At 62.5% G+C, this 18,566-nt stretch carries 17 protein-coding genes and 1 tRNA gene; 8 read left to right on the forward strand and 10 right to left on the reverse strand.

Annotated features, from left to right (window positions below):
* Positions 1 to 130: 130 nt before the first annotated feature.
* The 3 genes from ACR3EK_RS08090 to ACR3EK_RS08100 are packed head-to-tail and all read left to right on the forward strand — an operon-like array spanning position 131 to position 4,213.
* Complete coding sequence (locus tag ACR3EK_RS08090; protein ID WP_480633106.1) at positions 131 to 778, forward strand: ABC transporter ATP-binding protein; 648 nt, start codon at positions 131 to 133, stop codon at positions 776 to 778.
* Entirely contained in the window at positions 775 to 3,189 is a 2,415-nt protein-coding gene (locus tag ACR3EK_RS08095; protein WP_480633107.1) for an ABC transporter permease, read from the forward strand. Before ACR3EK_RS08090 ends, ACR3EK_RS08095 begins: the two co-directional genes overlap by 4 nt.
* Entirely contained in the window at positions 3,179 to 4,213 is a 1,035-nt protein-coding gene (locus ACR3EK_RS08100) for a lipocalin-like domain-containing protein (RefSeq protein ID WP_480633108.1), read from the forward strand. Before ACR3EK_RS08095 ends, ACR3EK_RS08100 begins: the two co-directional genes overlap by 11 nt.
* A gap of 6 nt (positions 4,214 to 4,219) precedes the next feature.
* Here the strand turns inward: ACR3EK_RS08100 and ACR3EK_RS08105 are convergent, their stop codons facing one another.
* From ACR3EK_RS08105 to ACR3EK_RS08120, 4 genes are all read right to left on the reverse strand, one after another.
* Positions 4,220 to 4,651, reverse strand: a complete 432-nt coding sequence (locus tag ACR3EK_RS08105; protein ID WP_170367156.1) for a universal stress protein — start codon at positions 4,649 to 4,651, stop codon at positions 4,220 to 4,222.
* Positions 4,648 to 7,257 carry a TRAP transporter permease gene (locus ACR3EK_RS08110; protein WP_480633109.1) on the reverse strand — a complete coding sequence of 870 codons (2,610 nt, stop codon included), beginning with the start codon at positions 7,255 to 7,257 and terminating at the stop codon, positions 4,648 to 4,650. The genes ACR3EK_RS08105 and ACR3EK_RS08110 overlap by 4 nt, the downstream gene beginning before the upstream one ends.
* Before the next feature lie 111 nt (positions 7,258 to 7,368).
* The gene (locus tag ACR3EK_RS08115) at positions 7,369 to 8,337 is read right to left on the reverse strand and encodes a TAXI family TRAP transporter solute-binding subunit (RefSeq protein WP_170338481.1); all 969 of its coding nucleotides are present in this window, start codon (positions 8,335 to 8,337) and stop codon (positions 7,369 to 7,371) included.
* A gap of 486 nt (positions 8,338 to 8,823) precedes the next feature.
* A tRNA-Leu gene (locus ACR3EK_RS08120) sits at positions 8,824 to 8,909 on the reverse strand.
* 143 nt (positions 8,910 to 9,052) lie between these two features.
* Here ACR3EK_RS08120 and ACR3EK_RS08125 point away from each other — a divergent pair.
* Both ACR3EK_RS08125 and ACR3EK_RS08130 read left to right on the forward strand, forming a co-directional pair.
* Positions 9,053 to 9,631 (forward strand): YqaA family protein, encoded by a 579-nt coding sequence (locus ACR3EK_RS08125; RefSeq protein WP_480633110.1) that lies wholly within the window; start codon positions 9,053 to 9,055, stop codon positions 9,629 to 9,631.
* Positions 9,628 to 10,092 carry a disulfide bond formation protein B gene (locus ACR3EK_RS08130; protein WP_480633111.1) on the forward strand — a complete coding sequence of 155 codons (465 nt, stop codon included), beginning with the start codon at positions 9,628 to 9,630 and terminating at the stop codon, positions 10,090 to 10,092. Before ACR3EK_RS08125 ends, ACR3EK_RS08130 begins: the two co-directional genes overlap by 4 nt.
* Positions 10,093 to 10,097: 5 nt before the next feature.
* On the opposite strand, the gene ACR3EK_RS08135 is transcribed toward ACR3EK_RS08130, so the two are convergent.
* On the reverse strand, positions 10,098 to 10,682 hold the full coding sequence (locus ACR3EK_RS08135) for an HNH endonuclease (protein ID WP_170359119.1): 585 nt from the start codon (positions 10,680 to 10,682) through the stop codon (positions 10,098 to 10,100).
* 213 nt (positions 10,683 to 10,895) lie between these two features.
* Between ACR3EK_RS08135 and ACR3EK_RS08140 the strand changes: the two genes are divergently transcribed.
* A complete protein-coding gene (locus tag ACR3EK_RS08140) occupies positions 10,896 to 11,501 on the forward strand; it encodes a pseudouridine synthase (RefSeq protein WP_170359275.1) in 606 nt (201 codons plus the stop codon).
* A gap of 31 nt (positions 11,502 to 11,532) precedes the next feature.
* Positions 11,533 to 11,958, forward strand: coding sequence for a VOC family protein (locus ACR3EK_RS08145; protein ID WP_170339010.1), 426 nt, complete (start codon positions 11,533 to 11,535; stop codon positions 11,956 to 11,958).
* Between the two features lie 10 nt (positions 11,959 to 11,968).
* On the opposite strand, the gene ACR3EK_RS08150 is transcribed toward ACR3EK_RS08145, so the two are convergent.
* Positions 11,969 to 12,634: an alpha/beta hydrolase gene (locus tag ACR3EK_RS08150; protein WP_170368478.1), complete on the reverse strand. Its 666-nt coding sequence runs from the start codon at positions 12,632 to 12,634 to the stop codon at positions 11,969 to 11,971.
* Positions 12,631 to 13,263 carry a DNA-3-methyladenine glycosylase family protein gene (locus ACR3EK_RS08155; protein ID WP_480633112.1) on the reverse strand — a complete coding sequence of 211 codons (633 nt, stop codon included), beginning with the start codon at positions 13,261 to 13,263 and terminating at the stop codon, positions 12,631 to 12,633. Before ACR3EK_RS08155 ends, ACR3EK_RS08150 begins: the two co-directional genes overlap by 4 nt.
* Positions 13,264 to 13,360: 97 nt before the next feature.
* Here ACR3EK_RS08155 and ACR3EK_RS08160 point away from each other — a divergent pair, with 97 nt between their 5' ends.
* Positions 13,361 to 14,587 carry an MFS transporter gene (locus ACR3EK_RS08160; RefSeq protein WP_170359111.1) on the forward strand — a complete coding sequence of 409 codons (1,227 nt, stop codon included), beginning with the start codon at positions 13,361 to 13,363 and terminating at the stop codon, positions 14,585 to 14,587.
* Here the strand turns inward: ACR3EK_RS08160 and ACR3EK_RS08165 are convergent, their stop codons facing one another.
* Genes ACR3EK_RS08165 through cysS form a run of 3 tightly spaced genes read right to left on the reverse strand, consistent with a single transcriptional unit; the run spans position 14,588 to position 18,398 of the window.
* A complete protein-coding gene (locus ACR3EK_RS08165; protein ID WP_170367208.1) occupies positions 14,588 to 15,364 on the reverse strand; it encodes a squalene/phytoene synthase family protein in 777 nt (258 codons plus the stop codon).
* A 2-nt stretch (positions 15,365 to 15,366) separates the two neighbouring features.
* Positions 15,367 to 17,001, reverse strand: coding sequence for a citramalate synthase (cimA, locus tag ACR3EK_RS08170; protein ID WP_480633113.1), 1,635 nt, complete (start codon positions 16,999 to 17,001; stop codon positions 15,367 to 15,369).
* On the reverse strand, positions 16,998 to 18,398 hold the full coding sequence (gene cysS, locus ACR3EK_RS08175; protein ID WP_170367165.1) for a cysteine--tRNA ligase: 1,401 nt from the start codon (positions 18,396 to 18,398) through the stop codon (positions 16,998 to 17,000). The genes cimA and cysS overlap by 4 nt, the downstream gene beginning before the upstream one ends.
* Between the last annotated feature and the right edge of the window lie 168 nt (positions 18,399 to 18,566).

The following is an 18,566-nucleotide window of genomic DNA, read 5'->3' on the forward strand; positions in this document are numbered from 1 at the left end:
GGCGGCTCTGCTCTCAAGGCACAAGGCCGGACAGCGGGCGGCCGTGCGACGAAAAGAACCGAAACTTTTTGAAGGCTGGACAGCGGATCGGCGCGCCGCACATTGTAGAGCGCACCAGGTGAGACTGATCATGTTGTTGGAAATACAGAATATCCACAAAACCTACCCGCGCGGGCGGCCTGTCCTGAACGACGTTTCGTTGTCGCTGGAACGCGGTCAGACGCTTGCCATCACCGGCGAAAGTGGCAGCGGCAAAAGCACGTTGCTGAACCTTGCCGGCGCGCTGGACAGTTTTGACAGCGGTGAGATCGTTCTGGATGGCACGGCGTTGTCGCGACTGGACGATCGCGGCCGCACATTGCTACGGCGCGAAGACGTGTCCCTGGTGTTCCAGCAATTCAATCTGATCCCGTCACTGACGGTTGCGCAGAACCTGTCATTTCATGCCCGGCTGGCAAATCGAGTTGACCCCGAGTGGCTCGCGCATCTGACCGCGACGCTCGGTCTCGCCGATTTGACCCAACGCTATCCCGAACATCTGTCGGGCGGCCAGCAACAGCGGGTCGCGATTGGCCGGGCCCTTGCCGTCCGGCCCAAGCTGCTGCTGGCGGACGAGCCGACGGGAAACCTGGACGAGACTGCAAGCGCGGCGGTTCTGGACCTTATGCTGTCCTTGGTCGCGGATACCGGGGCAGCCCTGCTGCTGGTCACGCATTCGCCCGTGATCGCGGCTCGGCTTGATCGAACGGCGCATCTGGCAAACGGTCGGATCGCATGACTCGCACCGTGATCCAGGCCCTCTGGTCGCATTGGCGTTGGCACCGCATCCAACTGGCCACGCTGCTGATCGGAATCGCGCTTGCGACAGGCCTTTGGTCGGCGGTCCAGGCCATCAACGCCGAAGCCCGGGCCAGCTATGCGCGTGCCAACCAACAATTGGCGCTTGGGCAGATGGAGATGCTGCGGCATCCATCCGGCCACATTCCTTTGGAAACATACGTAAATCTGCGTCGCGCCGGATGGCAGGTCGCGGCCGTTCTGGAAGGTCGGTACAGGGTTGGGGATCGCTCGGTTCTTTTGACTGGAGTGGACCTTGTCTCCTACCCCCCGCTTCCGGCGGTAACGCAACTGGAACAGGAAGAAGCCCCACCCGACCCGGCGGCCATGCTGACCGCGCCCGGCCGACTGCTGGCGCCACCAGACTTGGTGCCGATGCTGGAGGATCGGCCCGATCTTCCACCGGCGATCGCCAGCACTGCGCTTCCCCCCAATGTGGTTCTGACCGATATCGGCATAGCTGAGACGTTGCTGAACAAACCGGGTGAGATTTCGCGACTTGCCATCCTGCCCGATCAGCCTCGCGGAGTTGCGCCCCTGTCCCAGGTTGCGCCAGAGCTGAACCGCCAGCCCCCCGGAAACAGCGTCGACACCGCCCGCCTGACCGACAGCTTCCACCTGAACCTTTCCGCGTTCGGTCTGCTGTCCTTCGCCGTCGGGCTGTTCATTGTACATGGAACGGTTGGGCTGGCCTTTGCGCAGCGCCGCGGAATGGTGCGCAGTCTGCGTGCGATGGGTGTCCCGATGGGCACGCTTTCCCGCATCATTCTGGCCGAACTTGTAGGTCTGGCTTTGATCGGTGGATCCATGGGCCTGCTGCTGGGTTTTTTCCTGGCCGGAGCATTGTTGCCCGATGTCGCCGCAACCCTGCGCGGGCTCTATGGGGCTCCGGTGGATGGCCAGTTGCAACTGAGGGTCGGTTGGGTGCTGGCCGGGCTGGGTATGTCCATCGCAGGGACCCTGGCGGCCAGCGGATACGCCCTGTGGCGTCTGAGCCGAATGCCGATATTGTCCGGCCCCGGCCTGCAGGCATGGCGTGGACGCAGCACACGAGCCGTCGTGACCGGACTGGCGGGTGTGGGGCTCGCTCTTGGCGGGGTCGTGATCTTTCTGCTCTTTGACGGATTGGTCGCTGGTTTCGCTCTGATGGCAGGCATTCTGACCGGCAGCGCCCTTTTGCTACCTTTGGTTTTGTCCAGCATATTGCACCTGTGTGCAGGGCGCGTCCGTGACCCGGTGCGGCAGTGGGTGCTGGCCGACATGCAGGCCCAGCTGCCGGGCCTGTCGCTTGCGCTGATGGCCCTGCTGCTGGCCCTGGCCGCCAATATCGGTGTCGGAACCATGGTTTCCAGCTTCCGGCTTACCTTCGTCGGTTGGCTGGACCAGCGCCTGATGGCTGAGCTGTACATCACGGCAAAGGACTCGGATCAAGGACGCGAGATCGAGACATGGCTGACCCCGCGCGTGGACGCAGTCCTACCGATACGGAATGTGGAGCTGGATCATCCCACAGGCCCGCTTTTTCTGTACGGAGTGGTCGATCACGCGACCTACCGGGACAACTGGCCCCTTGTCGCCGCGGCCCCGGACGTATGGACCAAGATTATGTCCGACGGCGCCATATTGATCAATGAACAGCTGGCCCGCCGTGCTGATCTGTGGCCCGGGGATTCGATTGCGCTCACCGCCGATCACACTCTGGCAATCGCTGGCGTCTATTCCGACTACGGCAATCCGACCGGGCAAGCGATCGTCTCAATGGACCTGTTCGGCAGGATCGCGCCAAATGCCGAAAACCGACGGTTTGGTATTCGTATCGCTCCGGAGCGCGTAGATGAGCTGGCGGCGGATCTGCAGAACAGGTTTGATCTGGATCCCGGCGCGATCATCCGGCAGGCCGCGCTGAAGGCGCAGTCCATGGCGATCTTCGAAAAGACATTTGTCGTGACATCCGCGCTGAACATCCTGACGCTTGGCGTGGCCGGCTTTGCGATTCTGACCAGCTTGCTGACGCTCTGGACCCAGCGGCTGCCTCAGATCGCTCCGGTCTGGGCAATGGGGCTGACGCTGTCGCATTTGTCCAAACTGGAACTGGCGCGCAGCATGGTTCTGGCTTTCCTTACCGCCTGCCTCGCCTTGCCGCTGGGCCTGGCGCTGGCTTGGATTCTGCTGGCTGTCATCAATGTCGAGGCGTTCGGATGGCGGCTACCCATGCACCTTTTCCCGTTGTCATGGGTGCAGCTCATGCTGTGGACACTTGTGGCCGCCGCCCTTGCCGCGGCGCTGCCTGCCTGGCGGCTTCGGCGGGTGCCGCCGGCCGATTTGCTGAGGGTTTTTGCCAATGAACGCTAAACTACTTGTGTGTGCACTGTTCTGGCCACTTGCGGCAATGGCGCAGGGGTTTGCCGGTTTGGGCGGTTCTGCCGACGGGTTTGACGTACCACAGCCAGAGTACCAGTTCGAATTCCCCGCCGACCACGGCCCGCATCCGTCCTATCGGATCGAATGGTGGTACCTGACGGCCAACCTGACCGGAGAGGACGGTCGGGACTACGGCATACAGTGGACCCTGTTTCGCTCAGCCTTGAAGCCATTTGAAACCGCCGGCTGGCAAAGCCCACAGATCTGGATGGGCCATGCCGCGCTGACAACTCCGGAACACCACTTCTTTGCCGAGCGCCTGTCTCGTGGCGGGATTGGACAGGCCGGTGTCACAGCCGACCCGTTCGAAGCATGGATCGACGAATGGCGCATGGCAGGACCAACGCTCCAGACCCTGACCCTGACTGCAAACGGAGCCGATTTCGAGTACGACCTGAACCTGTCTGCTTCGGGGCCGCTGGTTTTTCATGGAGAGAATGGGTTTTCCGTGAAATCCGCTGATGGGCAAGCCAGCTACTACTATTCACAGCCGGGCTACGCCGTTCAGGGAACGCTGCATCTGCCCGACGGCGATGTGGCGGTCACCGGGAACGGATGGCTGGACCGCGAGTGGTCTTCACAGCCTCTGTCCGCCGATCAATCAGGGTGGGACTGGTTCTCACTCAGCTTCGAGGACGGCGACAAGTTGATGGCGTTTCGCCTGCGCGGCGGACGTGGGGACTATACCTCGGCCACCTGGATCAACGCGGATGGTTCCAGCCATAGCCTGCCGGACGGGTCGGTTATCTTCACGCCACTGGAAACCAGCCGGGTCGCGGACCGCGATGTTCCGACGGATTGGCGTGTGTCCATCCCGGACGAGGATCTTGACATACGCGTTCAGGCTAAGAACACCCAAGCCTGGATGGAAACGCGCTTTCAATACTGGGAGGGCCCGGTCACTGTGTCAGGCAGCCACAAGGGGCGCGGCTACCTTGAGATGACCGGGTATTAGCGCGACTTAGCGGACCACGTAGACCGAAACGTTCGAGTGGCGCACCACTCGCGCCGCGTTCGGCCCCAACAGGTAATCCTTGAAATCCGGCTTGTGTGCGCCAATCACGATCAGATCGCTGCCGGCACTTTCGGCGGTCTTCAGGATCTCCTGATAGGCCGTGCCGGTTGCAACGACATGGCGGATCGTGGCGTTGCGCTCCGACCCAATTGCATCGACACACAGCTCAACCAGCTTGTCATGCGCTTCGTGCTGCGCCTTGTCGTGGAAGTCGGGCCGGAAAAAGCCGGACACCCAGCTTTCACCGAAATCCGGCAGTACGGTCACCACGTCCAGCTGCGCCCCGTCGAGATCGGCAAGTTTCGCGGCAATTTTCAGGACAGGAGCATCGATATTGCCGTTGCTGATATCAACGGCGCACAGGACGGACTTGGTCATGCGGGCACCTCTTGTCTGGCGGCACGGCCGCGTTGCAGGAAGGCGATCAACCCCAGCAACAGCATGGCCGGGATATAGATCAACTGTTTTGGCGGCTGGCTGACCGGCAGATCGGCGGATGCGATACGCACCGGCTCGTCCGCGTAATAGTCGAAATTGGCCAGGTCATCGGCGATGGGCGCGCCGAACATCGGCTCGTCCATCTTCACCAGGCCATCTTCCTCGATCAGCAAAAAGCCCATGGCATCAACACGCGCCGCACCATCAGGTTCGGACCCTACGGTGACGACGACCGTGGTCTCGGTCATGTTGCCGGTGTCGAAATCCGGACCACTGACCACCACCCGCACGTCGGTGCCGGGTTCAGCCTCACCAATGGCCTGCACGAATCCGGCCGGCTCGACCTCGAGGTGCGAGGGCGAGATGCGATCCATGAAATAGTCCGGCCGGAACAGCGCGAAGGCGATCGCAATCAGCGCAACGCTTTCGTAGATTCGGCTGTGGGTGAGGAAGTAGCCCATCGTTCCGGCCGTGAACACGAGGATCGCAATCGTGGCGAATATGGCCACTATGATCCCCTCAACCCAGGTGACATCGATCAGCAGCAGGTCGGTGTTGAAGATGAACACGAAAGGCAGCGCCACGGTACGCAGGCTGTAGAAGAACGCAGTGAAGCCGGTCTTGATCGCGTCACCGCCCGATACGGCGGCCGCAGCAAAGCTGGCCAGACCCACAGGAGGCGTCACGTCGGCCATGATGCCGAAGTAGAACACGAACAGGTGCACCGCGATCAGCGGCACGATCAGGCCGCTTTGCGCGCCCAGTTCGACCACAACGCCCGCCATCAGCGAGCTGACGACGATATAGTTTGCCGTGGTCGGCAGACCCATGCCCAGGATCAGGCTGAGCAGCCCGACCATCACCAGCATCAGGATCAGATTGCCGCCGGACAGGAACTCGACCAGATCGGCCATCACCTGCCCCACACCGGTCAGGGTCACGGTACCGACGATAACGCCGGCCGTGGCCGTGGCCAGCGCAATGCCGATCATGTTGCGCGCGCCGTCGATCAGGCCCTGCCACAGATCGGCAACCCCATCGACAAAGGAGTTTGCCAGATCGCTTTGACCCCGGAAAATCGCCTTGAGCGGTTTCTGCGTCAGCAGGATCACGAACAGCAGCGCGGTTGCCCAGAAGGCCGACAGACCCGGCGACTTCTGTTCGATCATCAGGAAGTAGACCAGAACGATGATCGGCAGCAGATAATGCAGGCCGGCCTTGTAGATCTCGGAGATCACCGGCAGCTTAACTTCGGTCGCGTTCGGGTCATCGGGCTCAAGGTCCGGAACCTGAGCGGCCAGGTACAGCAGAGCAACATAGATGACGCACACCGCCAGGCTCAGGATCAGACCAGCGCTGGACGGCGCCCAGCTTGTGACAGCATCCACTGGGAACTGCGAACCATAGCAGAGCCCCGCAAACACTAGGAAGAACATCAGCATTCCCACGACCGTGCGCGCCAGATGCACGTCGCGGTCGCCCAGGGTGGGCATGTTCCGCTTCACGGCCTCGAGATGCACGATGTAGACCAGCGCAATGTAGGAAATCGCCGCCGGAAGGAAGGCGTGGGTGATGACCTCGACATACGAGATGCCCACGTACTCCACCATCAGGAAGGCGGCGGCGCCCATCACGGGCGGCATGATCTGGCCGTTGACCGAGCTGGCGACCTCGACCGAGCCCGCCTGCTCGCTGGTAAAGCCTACGCGCTTCATCAGCGGGATGGTGAAGGTGCCGGTGGTGACGACATTGGCGATGGACGAGCCCGAAATCAGGCCGGTCGCGGCCGAGCCGACAACGGCGGCCTTCGCCGGACCGCCGCGCAGGTGACCCAGCGCGCCGAAGGCCATCTTGATGAAGTAATTCCCTGCCCCGGCCTTATCCAACAAAGCGCCGAACAGAACGAAGAGGAACACGAATTTCGTCGAAACACCCAAGGCGATACCGAACACGCCCTCGGACGTGATCCACATGTGGCTCATCGCCTTTTTCAGGCTGGCGCCTTTCCACCGGATCACCTCGGGCACCCACTCGGACGAGCCGAAGAACACATAGGCCAGGAAGATCGTCGCGATGATCGCCATGGCGGGGCCAAGCGCGCGTCGCGCGGCTTCGAACAACAGGATCAAGCCACCGAGGGCGATCCATTTATCGACATCATCCGCCAGACCGCCCGCATTGACGATCTTGTCGTAGAAGAAATAACCGTAAAGGGCGACACCGGCCCCCAGAACACCCATGATCCAATCCTGGATCGGAATGTAGTTTCGCGGACTGGATTTAAGCGCTGGATAAGCCGCGAAGGCCAGGAACATCGCGAAGGCCAAATGAAACTGACGCGCGTTGTTCACAACGCTGCCGGGCAGCACGTAGTTGGCAATCGGTGACGCCAGAACGACTTGAAAGATCGACCAGATCGCGGCCACGATGGCCAGGAACAAGCCGACATTGCCAGCCGGGTCCCGCGCCCCCGCATCAGAGGACGCGACCAGTTCCTGCAGTTCTTCTTCGGATAACGGACGATTGCCCTGTTGATCAGCGCTCATCAAATGTCTCCCCGTCCAACGGCCGGTTTCCGGCGCAGTTTTGGCATTACCGGCCTCTCACCGGTGAAAACGAGGCGCGAACAGCGCCTCGTTTCTGGACTTGAAGGTGGATTACTGGATCCAGCCTTTTTCCTTGTAGTACTTCTCGGCGCCCGGATGCAGCGGGGCCGACAGACCGTCCTTGATCATTTCTTCAGGCTTGAGGTTGGCGAAGGCCGGGTGCAGCTTTTTGAAGTCGTCGAAGTTTTCGAAGACCGAGCTGACAACCGCGTACACCGCATCGTCAGACACGTTTGCCGAAGTCACGAAGGTCGCGCCCACACCGAAGGTCTGGGTGTCAGCGTCCGAACCGCGATACATGCCGCCGGGGATGGTGGCCGTACGGTAGAACGAGTTGTCGGCAACCAGCTTGTCAACGGCTTCGCCGCTGACGTTCACCAGAACCGAGTCGCACGCAGTGGTGGCTTCCTGGATCGAACCGGACGGGTGGCCGACGGTGTAGACCATCGCATCGATCTGGTTGTCACACAGCGCGGCCGACTGTTCGGCGGCCTTCAGCTCGGTTGCCAGTTCGAAGTCATCCGTGGTCCAACCCAGGGCTTCCATCAGAACTTCCATGGTGCCGCGCTGACCCGAACCGGGGTTGCCGATGTTGACGCGCTTGCCCTTCAGGTCTTCGAAGTTCTTGATGCCGGAATCGGCACGGGCCACCACGGTAAACGGCTCGGGGTGAACAGAGAATACGGCGCGCAGCTCTTCGAACGGGCCGTTTTCCTCGAATTTCGAGGTGCCGTTGTAGGCATGGTACTGCCAGTCGGACTGGGCCACACCGAATTCCAGCTCGCCTTCGCGAATGGTGTTGATGTTGTAGACCGATCCACCCGTCGATTCGACCGAGCAACGCACGCCATGTTCTTTGCGGCCCTTGTTCACCAGACGGCAGATCGCGCCACCGGTGGGATAGTACACGCCGGTCACACCGCCGGTGCCGATGGTGATGAATTCTTCGGCATAAGCCGCCGGAGCCATGAGGGCAGCGGTCACGACCGCGCCGAGGCTGAGCTTGCTTTTCTTGATCATTTAGGAACTCCCAAGATTCTTATTGTGGACGGAAGACAGGCCAAAGGCCCCTTGTCCGGGGGACGAGCCATTATGACAATCCGCATGAGCAGGCAACGGATGAGCTCAAATTTTCCCGAATTCTCCCAACAGTCACGATGGTTTGTTGCCCGTACCGCTGTTGTCAAGCGTTATGCGCCCGACCCCGGCGCCGGGACGCACATATGACGTAGAACCCGAAAATTTCCCCATTGCCACATCCGACACGGCAGTGAGGGACTCTAGGTGCGGACAGCAAGGTGTCTATCCACTCGGTCGAGACCGACTATGCTTTCGTCGAAGCAAGACTTCTACTCAACCGAAACAACTGAACCCGCCCGGCAGTCGTCGATTTAGGGATAAATGAATAAGTTGGGCACCATTCACCGAAATACTGGTCCAGTTTATTGCACCACACTCCTAGAAAGAAGTGCGCTCACAATGAAATTTATTCATTTGCAATCAATGTGGTGCCCAAGGAGAGACTCGAACTCTCACGCCCGTGAAGGCGGGGGATTTTGAATCCCCTGCGTCTACCATTCCGCCACTTGGGCCACGCGCATTGAATTACCGCCCATCTGGCCGAAGGTCCAGAGGCAAAAATCGGTCAATCGACGATCAGCCCGAGACAGATCGGTTGACGCCCCGTTGGACGCGTGGTTTGCCTCGTCATGACAAAGCTTGGGAACACGCGCTGATGCTGCAATCGCTTTATGATCGGACGATCCGACTGGCCGACCACCCGCGCGCCCTGTGGGTGTTGGCATTTGTGGCATTCATCGAAAGCTCGGTCTTTCCGATTCCACCCGACGTGCTGATGATCCCTATGATTCTGGCCCGCCCATCGCGGGCATGGCTGATTGCCACCGTTGCGCTGGTTTTTTCGGTCTTGGGCGGGCTTTTGGGATACGCAATCGGCGCGTTCTTCTACGACAGCATCGGACAACCCATCCTCGAAGCGATGGGCAAGGGTCACGCGATGCAGGAATTCAACCAGCGGTTCAACGATTTCGGGTTCTGGGCCGTTCTGACCGCCGGTGTCACGCCTTTCCCGTACAAGGTCATCACGATCATGTCCGGTTGGACGGGAATGCCGCTGGGAACTTTCATCGCCACTTCCATTCTCGCCCGCGCTTTGCGGTTCTACATCGTCGCCGGGTTGCTTTGGGGCTTTGGCGAGCCTATCCGGGACTTCATCGAAAAGCGGCTCGGGCTGATGTTCACATTGTTCATCATTCTTCTGATCGGCGGATTTCTGGTGGTGAAATACATATGACGCGGAAACGGACACTCATTTTGCTGGCCGCGGGTGGGTCTGCAGCTTTGCTTCTTGCGGCTTGGGGGTTCCAGTATCTGGGCGGCATGGCCCCGTGTAAATTGTGCATCTGGCAACGCTACCCGCATGGTGCGGCTGTGCTGCTCGGCGTGCTGGCTTTTGCATTTCCGGGCGTGCGCCTGCTGCCCCTCCTCGGCGCAGCCGCTGCCGCCGCCACGTCCGGCATCGGCGTCTATCACGCCGGGGTCGAGCGCGGCCTGTGGGAAGGCCCGTCCAGTTGCACATCGGGCAGTATCAGTGGCCTGTCCGCCGTGGAGTTGATGGAGCAGATCATGGCCGCCCCGTTGGTACGGTGCGATGATATCCCGTGGGAAATGTTCGGGCTGTCTATGGCTGGGTGGAACGCACTGCTGTCCGCAGGTCTGGTTCTGGTGTGGCTGGCCGCCTGGCGCGCGCGCTGACCCTATTAGGCGTCCAGTTCCGCGTCCCAGTACAGAAAGTCGATCCAGCTTTCGTGCAGGTGGTTCGGCGGAAATTTCCGTCCGATATTCTGCAGCATACTGGCGTCAGGCTGCCGAGGCGGCTTGCGCAGGCTCATCCCCGCCTGACGCAGCGATTTCGACCCCTTGCGCAGATTGCATGGACTGCAGGCGGCCACCACGTTCTGCCAACTTGTGACACCCCCTGCTGCACGCGGCACGACATGGTCGAAAGTCAGTTCGCCCCGGCTGCCGCAGTACTGGCAGCGGAATTCATCCCTAAGAAATAAATTAAAGCGCGTGAAGGCCACGCGCTTTCTGGGTTTCACATAGTCTTTCAGGACAACCACCGACGGTATTCGGATCACCGTACTCGGGCTGCGGACCACTTCGTCATACTCGGCGACGATATCGACCCGGTCCAGCCAGGCGGCCTTTATCGCCTCCTGCCAGGGCCACAGCGACAGCGGATAGTAGGAAAGCGGGCGGTAATCGGCGTTCAAAACCAATGCCGGATGGTGCTTGAGGGCACCTGGCTCCCTGACAAATTCGGTCCTGAAATCTCCGTCCATGGCTGAATCGCTCCTCGCTCTCGGCTGCCTGTATGGGACACCAGAGCGGGGAGCACCCGCCCCGGTCTTAACTTAACTATATATCGTGTTAAAACTCTGACAAGTCCTGTTTTTCCACAACATCTCGGTAACGGACTATTCTGAATCCGTAACAATCACGTGACAGTTATCCACAGCTTGCGCAGGTCCGGAACTGAGAGTATGGCGGAGCTCATGTCATGGTTCATCCGCTTCAACAAACCCTTTGACGTGCTGCCGCAGTTCACCGACCGGCAAAATGCCGACTCGCCTCGCAGCACCCTGTCGGATTTCATCGACCTGCCGGGGGTCTATCCGGCCGGGCGGCTGGACCGTGACAGCGAGGGGCTGATGCTGTTGACCGACAATGGGCGGCTGCAATCCCAGATCTCGGATCCCAAGCACAAAATGCCCAAAACCTATTGGGTCCAGGTCGAGGGCATCCCGGATGCGGCTGCCATTCGGGCCCTGCGCGACGGGGTCGAGTTGAATGACGGCATGACCCGCCCAGCCAAGGCGCGGCTGATCGACGAACCCGAGGGTCTGTGGCCACGCACGCCCCCAATCCGCGAACGCAAGACGGTGTCGGATTGCTGGCTGGAACTGACCCTGCGCGAGGGGCGCAACCGGCAGGTGCGCCGCATGACGGCCGCCGTGGGCCACCCCACCCTGCGCCTGATCCGCGCCCAGATCGGAGACTGGACACTGGACGATCTCGCACCCGGCAGCTGGGACAGCTTGCCGATGCCCGTTCTGGAAACCGCCCCCCAACGCAAGCGGGACCGGCGACCGCGGCGGTGACTTTTTCGGCGATTTTCGCTATCATATCTCCATGAAAGTAGCAGCCGGAATCCCGTCGCCTTCGGGCATTCTCGAGGCCGCGCTGTATGTCGATGATCTGGACGCCGCCGAACGGTTCTATGGCGAGGTACTGGGCTTGGAACGCATTCAGCGCGTCAAAGGTCGGCATGTGTTCTTTCGGGTCGGCGCCTCGGTGTTGCTGTTGTTCAACCCGGACCAGACGAAACAGCCCACGACCAACCCTGACCTGCCGGTGCCGCCGCATGGCGCACGCGGTCCGGGGCATGTGTGCCTGATCCTGACGCGCGACCAGATCGCGTTGATGCGCAAGCATCTGCTGGACTGGAACGTCCCGGTCGAGGCCGAGTTTGACTGGCCCAACGGGGCTCGGTCGCTCTATGTGCGTGACCCGGCCGGTAATTCGGTGGAGTTTGCCGAGGGGCACCTGTGGGGGTGACCCTTCCGCGTTACAGACTCAGCTTGTCCCGCATGAAGGCCAACGCGACGCCCAGCCCGTCGGGTGCGATACCGTGGCCGGTGCCCTTCATGATGTGGGCATAGACCTCCTTGAAGCCCGCACGCTGCAGGGCCTCGGCGGCCTCGGGCAGCGATTGCGGCGGCACCACGTCATCGGCATCGCCATGGACCAGCAGCACCGGCATCCGGCTGACCACCTCGTCGGCCAGCAGGTCAGGCTCCAGCAGGCGGCCGGAAAACGCGATCACGCCAGCCACCGGATCTTCGCGACGCGGGGCCACGTGCAGGCTCATCATGCTGCCCTGGGAAAAGCCGAACAGCACCACCTGCTCGGGCAGCACGTCTTCGTCCACCATCAGGGCGTCGAGAAATGCGTTGAAATCCTCGACTGCCATTTCCATGCCGCGCCGGGCCTCTTCCTCGGACGAGCCGTCGATCCACGGGATCGGAAACCACTGGAACCCGTTGGGCATGCCGGGGATCTGCTCGGGCGCGTCGGGGGCCACGAACAGCGTGTCGGGCAGGTGTTCGCCCAGAACATCCGCAAGGCCCAGCAGATCGGCCCCGTTGGCGCCATAGCCATGCACGAACACCACGACCGAGCGCGTGTCGCCCGAAACCGGCTCTTTGCGGAGCGCGTTCAAAACCCGTGTCATCTGATCCCTTCCCTATCCTTGGCCACGCGGTAATAGGCCCACAGAACCCGGGCTGCAACCGACCGCCACGGCGACCACGCCTCGGCCATTTGCCGCAGCGCCTTGTCGGTCGGCCGATCCGGCAGGCCGTACAGCATCCGTGCGGCCTCCTGCAGGGCCAGATCGCCGGGCGCGATCACATCCGCCCGCCCCAGCGAGAACATGGCATAGATCTCGGCCGTCCAGACCCCGATGCCCGGCACTTGCGTCAGGGTCGCAATGACCACGTCATCGGGTGCCTGGCGCAGGGCCTTGTAGTCGATCCGCGCATCGGCCAGCGCACGGGCATAGCGGATCTTCTGGCGGCTCAGCCCCACGGCGCGCAGCTCATCATCGGTGGCCCATTTGATCTTGCGCGGCCCGGTCAGGCCGGCCTGCTGCATCCGCCCCCAGATCGCGTTGGCCGAGGCCACACTGACCTGCTGGCTGATGATGGCGCTGAGCAGTTGCGCGAAGCCGTCGGGCCGGCGGCGCAGGGGCAGCGGGCGGGTCAGTTCGATCACGTGCGCCATGCGCGGACAGGCGTCAGACAGCCACTCGGCCCCTTCCGCAACGCATTCTGGTGTCTCGATAATTCGACCAACGGTCATGGCTGCTCCGGGTGGCGGTTCGGGGCGCAGGTTAGGCTGCTTTGTCGCATATGCAACCCGCTTGTATGTCCGCCGGTTCGCCGATACCCATTTGCGCATGACGATGACCAGCACCGCCCCCGACGATACCCGCGCCAAGCGCAACGTTGCCGTTCTGGTGGCGGCGCAGGCGATTCTGGGCGCACAGATGCCGATGATCTTCATCGTCGGCGGATTGGCGGGCCAGTCGCTGGCCAGCAACGCCTGCCTCGCCACGCTGCCGATTTCGCTGATCGTTCTGGGGTCGATGCTGGCGGCCACGCCGGTCTCGGCCATCATGCAGCGCTGGGGCCGCCGCGCCGGGTTCCTCGTCGGCGCAACCGCCGGAGCGGTGGGCGGCGCCGTAGGAGCCTATGGCCTGTACCTAGGGTCGTTCCCCGTCTTTCTTGTCGGCAGCCTGCTGACCGGCATCTACATGAGCGCACATGGCTTCTATCGCTTTGCCGCCGCCGATACCGCGTCGGACGCATTCCGGCCCAAGGCGATCTCTTACGTCATGGCTGGCGGTCTGGCTGCGGCCATCATCGGGCCGCAGATCGTCAAACTGACCTCGCAGGCCTATGTCATTCCGTTCCTGGGCACCTATTTCGCGGTGATCGCGGTGAACGTCATCGGTTCGGTCCTGTTCCTGTTTCTGGACATACCGACACCCGACCGCCCATCGCAGGATGAACCCAAAGGCCGGTCGCGGCTCGAACTGCTTAAAACCCCGCGCATCGCCGTGGCCATCATCTGTGCCATGGTCTCATACGCGCTGATGAACCTTGTGATGACTTCGACGCCGCTGGCCGTTGTCGGCTGTGGCTTCTCCGAAGGTGATGCGGCGGATGTGGTCACCAGCCACGTTTTGGCGATGTACGTTCCCAGTTTCTTCACCGGCCATCTGATCGCCCGGTTCGGGGCCGAGAAGATGGTTGCCATCGGGTTGGCGATTTTGGGCGGCGCGGGTGTCGTCGCGCTGCAGGGCGTTGAGATCGGGAACTTCTTTCTGGCCCTCGTGCTGCTTGGCATCGGCTGGAACTTCGGCTTCATCGGTGCCACCAGCATGCTGGCGGCCGAGCACGATGTGCATGAACGCGGCCGCGTGCAGGGCCTGAACGACCTGCTGGTGTTCGGAGGCGTGACGATTGCGTCGCTGGCCTCGGGCGGATTGATGAACTGTTCTGGCGGGTCCCCGGTCGAGGGATGGACCGCCGTCAACCTGGCGATGGTGCCGTTGCTGACTTTGGCGGGCGGCGCGCTGCTGTGGCTGGTGCTCAGACCCCGCGAGGCCAAACTCTCCTGATCACCACCGACCGGTGGTCGCGGTCCAGATCAGTGACACGCGCCGTCGGATCTCGCCCACGTTCAGCGCACCAGCAGCGACCCGACCGGGCTCAGCCAGCACATGACGCAGGACGCGGTCTGCCTGCCAGCCGCCATAAAGCGCAGGGCGCGCCTGATCCGAAACATCGGCGCGACGCGCCCGGGCCGCGGCCATCCGGTCCAGCGCGCGCTCGGCCAATTGGCGCACCCCGTCCGGTGTCCCGTCCAACAGGGGGACGCGCCCGCGGGCTTCAAGCTCGGGGATGGCGCGAAACCAGTTCGCCACACCGACCGCATAGCCAAAGTCGCGCAGGACCGTTTCGTCGGCGGCACCCAGGGCTTGCGCCGAGGCGACCATCAGCGAGCCCGCGCTGTGGGTCAGGTATGCCTCGAAGTGTTCCTTATCCTCGAACGGATCCCGGTAGATATCCCAACGCCTTACGGCCACATATTCATCCAGAATCGCCGCCAGATGCGGGGACAGGACGCGCGACAGGGGCGTGACCACCTCGTGCCGCCGCACCGTGGGTCCTTCAGCGATCTCCTGCAGCGCGTCGCGCCACCATTGCAGGCGCATTTCCGCGATCATCGGCTCTTGGGTGACCCACGGCGCGCGGGCGACCTCGATATTCATCGCATAGATGGGAAATAGCACAGCCCGCGCCTGAACCGGCGCCGCCATCGCGGCCATGAACCGATCAGGGTCGGCCCGGTGGACCAGCGCCGCGCAGGCCTTGACGTCGTCGTCGAAGGGCACGCTCACTCGGCCACCACCGATTGCGGGCTGCAATCGCGCACCAGCTTCCACTGGATCGCTTCCAGCAGCGCCTCGAACGAGGCATCGACGATGTTCGCGCTGACCCCAACCGTGGACCAACGCCGCCCCTGCCCGTCTTCGCTGTCAATGATGACGCGGGTCACCGCCTCGGTCCCGCCTTGGGTGATGCGCACCTTGAAGTCCACCAGGTGCATATCGTCCAGGATGGGCGAGTACTGCCCCAGATCCTTGGCCAGCGCCTTGGCCAGCGCGTTCACCGGGCCACGGTCGCTGCCGCTCTCGTCCATCGACTCACTGACCGACAACTTCTTCTCACCGTCCACCTTCACCACGACGACCGCCTCGGACAGGCTGACCATCTGGTTGTACTTGTTCTTGCGCCGCTCGACTGTGACCTTGTAGCGCTTGACCTCGAAGAATTGCGGCAGCTGGCCCAGTTCATCGCGGGCCAACAGCTCGAAACTGGCCTGCGCTGTGTCATAGGAATACCCCTCGGCCTCGCGCGCCTTGATCCGTTCAAGGATGCGCCCCAACGCCGGGTCGCCCGGCTCCACCTGCAACCCGGCCTCGGTCAGGCGTTTGCGCAGGTTCGACTGGCCGGCCTGGTTCGACATCGGAATGATCCGCGCATTGCCCACGGTGGCCGGATCGACATGTTCATAGGTCGAAGGGTCCTTGAGGATCGCGCTGGCATGCAGCCCCGCCTTGTGCGCAAAGGCCGAGGCCCCGACATAGGCTGCCTGTTTGCTGGGCACCCGGTTCAGGATGTCGTCCAGCATGCGACTGATGCGGGTCAGACCGGTCAGCGCGTCGCGGCTGACCCCGATCTCGAAGGCCGAGGCATAGGGTTCCTTCAACAGCAGCGTCGGGATCAGCGCGGTCAGGTTTGCGTTGCCGCACCGCTCACCCAGCCCGTTCAGCGTGCCTTGGATCTGGCGTGCGCCGGCATCCACGGCCGCCAAGGAACAGGCCACGGCATTTTCGGTGTCGTTGTGGGTGTGGATGCCCAGCCGGTCGCCGGGAAAACCCGCCGCTATCAGCTCGGACACGATCCGCCCCACTTCGGCCGGCAGCGCGCCGCCATTGGTGTCGCACAACACCACCCAGCGGGCACCGGACTCCAGCGCCGCCTGGCAGACCTGCATCGCATAGGCAGGGTTGTCCTTGTAGCCGTCAAAGAAATGCTCGGCGTCGAACAACGCCTCGCGCCCCTGCGCCACGATATGCGCGACCGAGGCGCGGACGTTCTCGACATTCTCCTCCAGCGAGATCCCCAGCGCGTCGGTCACGTGATAGTCATGCGACTTTCCGACCAGACAGACCGCCCGCGTGCCGGCGTTCATGACGGCGGCCAGCACGTCGTCATTCTCGGCCGAGCGCCCGGCCCGCTTGGTCATGCCAAAGGCGGTCAGGCAGGCGCGCGTCTTGGGCGCGGCGTCGAAAAACGCGCTGTCGGTGGGGTTCGCACCGGGCCAGCCGCCTTCGATATAGTCCACCCCCAAAGCATCCAGCGCCTGCGCGATCTGGACCTTTTCGGCGGTCGAGAACTGAACGCCCTGCGTCTGCTGCCCGTCGCGCAGCGTGGTGTCATAGAGGTACAGGCGCTCTTTGGTCATTCCACGCCCTCCAGCCTGCTGGCATCAAAGCCAGCGCCGGGCACCAGTTCGACCCCGTCCTTGCTCATCCGCACTTCCAGACCAGCCGCCAGATAAGCGGCCTTCAACCGATCCACTTCCGAGAAATCCTTGGTCTGCATCGCCTCGGCCCGAACACGGGCCAGCCGGTCGGCATGGGCCGACAGATCCACGTCGTCGGTTTCGGCCCAGGCCCCCATGTCAGGCTCCAACAGGCCCAGGACCCGCGCACTGGCCAGCAAGGTCGCGGCGTCGCCGTCCGAGGCCAGCCGATGCAGCTCGGCCAGGGCGCCCGCCGTGTTGAGGTCATCGGCAAGCGCCTCGATCACCTCGGGCGCCGCGCTGGGTGCGGGCTCGATGCCCGCAGTCAGCGCCCGCCACTTGCGCAACGTGGCCTCGGCCTCGCGCGCCTTCTTCTCGGTCCAGTCCATCGGCTTGCGATAGTGGGTCTGCAGGAAGACGAACCGGATCACCTCGCCAGGCACGCCCTGATCCAGCAGGTCATGCACGGTGAAGAAATTGCCCAGTGATTTGGACATCTTCTTGCCTTCGACCTGCAGCATCTCGTTATGCAGCCAATAGCGCGCAAATTCGCCGTGCGGATGGGCGCATTTGCTCTGGGCAATCTCGTTTTCGTGGTGCGGGAACATCAGGTCATTGCCGCCGCCATGGATGTCGAAACTCTCGCCCAGCAACTCATAGCTCATGGCCGAGCATTCGATGTGCCAGCCCGGACGCCCCCGGCCCCAGGGCGACTCCCAACCGGGCAGTTCATCGTCCGAAGGCTTCCACAGCACGAAATCCATCGGGTTCTTCTTATAGGGCGCCACCTCGACCCGCGCGCCTGCGATCATGTCGTCGACCGAACGGCCTGACAGCTTGCCATACTCGTCGCGCCAGCTGTCCACCGCGAACAGAACATGCCCCTCGGCCTCATAGGCGTGCCCCTTGGCGATCAGGTCCTCGATCATGGCGATCATCTGGTCGATATACCGCGTGGCCCGCGGCATCTGGTCGGGCTCCAGCGCCCCCAGCGCGCCCATGTCATGCAGGTACCAGCCGATCGTCTCGTCCGACCGCTCCTGCACCAACTGCTCGAGCGTTCCTTCGGCCCCGGCCCGCTTGCGCGCCAGGGCCGTCGCGTTGATCTTGTCATCGACGTCTGTGAAGTTGCGCACATAGGTCACATGCGCGGGCCCGTAGACGTGACGCAGCAGACGGTACAGCACGTCAAACACCACCACGGGCCGTGCATTGCCCAGATGCGCCCGGTCATACACGGTGGGACCACAGACATACATCCGCACGTTGTCGGGATCGATCGGAACGAAATCTTCCTTCGTCCGGGTCCGCGTGTTGTGCAGTTTGATCGTCGTCATGCGTCTGGCTCCTGGATACAGCAATAGCGTGCGCGTTGACGCGGGCTTAGCAACTTGTCTCAGGGAAGAAAACGAAAGAAACCGGCCCGCGTGAAAGTTCAGCAGGGAATGCAGCAGATAATGATGCAGGTCTTCCGGTTCATGGCCCATCGCATAACACGCCCGGTC

Source organism: Ruegeria sp. BC8 (genome assembly GCF_056535705.1).

What these genes read in the sequence shown, in the direction of transcription:
- ACR3EK_RS08110 (WP_480633109.1), bottom strand. Translation starts at nt 7,257, where the DNA reads ATGAGCGCTGATCAACAGGGCAATCGTCCGTTATCCGAAGAAGAACTG.
- ACR3EK_RS08145 (WP_170339010.1), top strand. Translation starts at nt 11,533, where the DNA reads ATGAAAGTAGCAGCCGGAATCCCGTCGCCTTCGGGCATTCTCGAGGCC.
- ACR3EK_RS08100 (WP_480633108.1), top strand. Translation starts at nt 3,179, where the DNA reads ATGAACGCTAAACTACTTGTGTGTGCACTGTTCTGGCCACTTGCGGCA.
- ACR3EK_RS08115 (WP_170338481.1), bottom strand. Translation starts at nt 8,337, where the DNA reads ATGATCAAGAAAAGCAAGCTCAGCCTCGGCGCGGTCGTGACCGCTGCC.
- cysS (WP_170367165.1), bottom strand. Translation starts at nt 18,398, where the DNA reads ATGACGACGATCAAACTGCACAACACGCGGACCCGGACGAAGGAAGAT.
- ACR3EK_RS08130 (WP_480633111.1), top strand. Translation starts at nt 9,628, where the DNA reads ATGACGCGGAAACGGACACTCATTTTGCTGGCCGCGGGTGGGTCTGCA.
- ACR3EK_RS08090 (WP_480633106.1), top strand. Translation starts at nt 131, where the DNA reads ATGTTGTTGGAAATACAGAATATCCACAAAACCTACCCGCGCGGGCGG.
- ACR3EK_RS08155 (WP_480633112.1), bottom strand. Translation starts at nt 13,263, where the DNA reads ATGACCGTTGGTCGAATTATCGAGACACCAGAATGCGTTGCGGAAGGG.
- ACR3EK_RS08160 (WP_170359111.1), top strand. Translation starts at nt 13,361, where the DNA reads ATGACGATGACCAGCACCGCCCCCGACGATACCCGCGCCAAGCGCAAC.
- ACR3EK_RS08095 (WP_480633107.1), top strand. Translation starts at nt 775, where the DNA reads ATGACTCGCACCGTGATCCAGGCCCTCTGGTCGCATTGGCGTTGGCAC.
- ACR3EK_RS08150 (WP_170368478.1), bottom strand. Translation starts at nt 12,634, where the DNA reads ATGACACGGGTTTTGAACGCGCTCCGCAAAGAGCCGGTTTCGGGCGAC.
- ACR3EK_RS08135 (WP_170359119.1), bottom strand. Translation starts at nt 10,682, where the DNA reads ATGGACGGAGATTTCAGGACCGAATTTGTCAGGGAGCCAGGTGCCCTC.
- ACR3EK_RS08105 (WP_170367156.1), bottom strand. Translation starts at nt 4,651, where the DNA reads ATGACCAAGTCCGTCCTGTGCGCCGTTGATATCAGCAACGGCAATATC.
- ACR3EK_RS08125 (WP_480633110.1), top strand. Translation starts at nt 9,053, where the DNA reads ATGCTGCAATCGCTTTATGATCGGACGATCCGACTGGCCGACCACCCG.
- cimA (WP_480633113.1), bottom strand. Translation starts at nt 17,001, where the DNA reads ATGACCAAAGAGCGCCTGTACCTCTATGACACCACGCTGCGCGACGGG.
- ACR3EK_RS08140 (WP_170359275.1), top strand. Translation starts at nt 10,896, where the DNA reads ATGTCATGGTTCATCCGCTTCAACAAACCCTTTGACGTGCTGCCGCAG.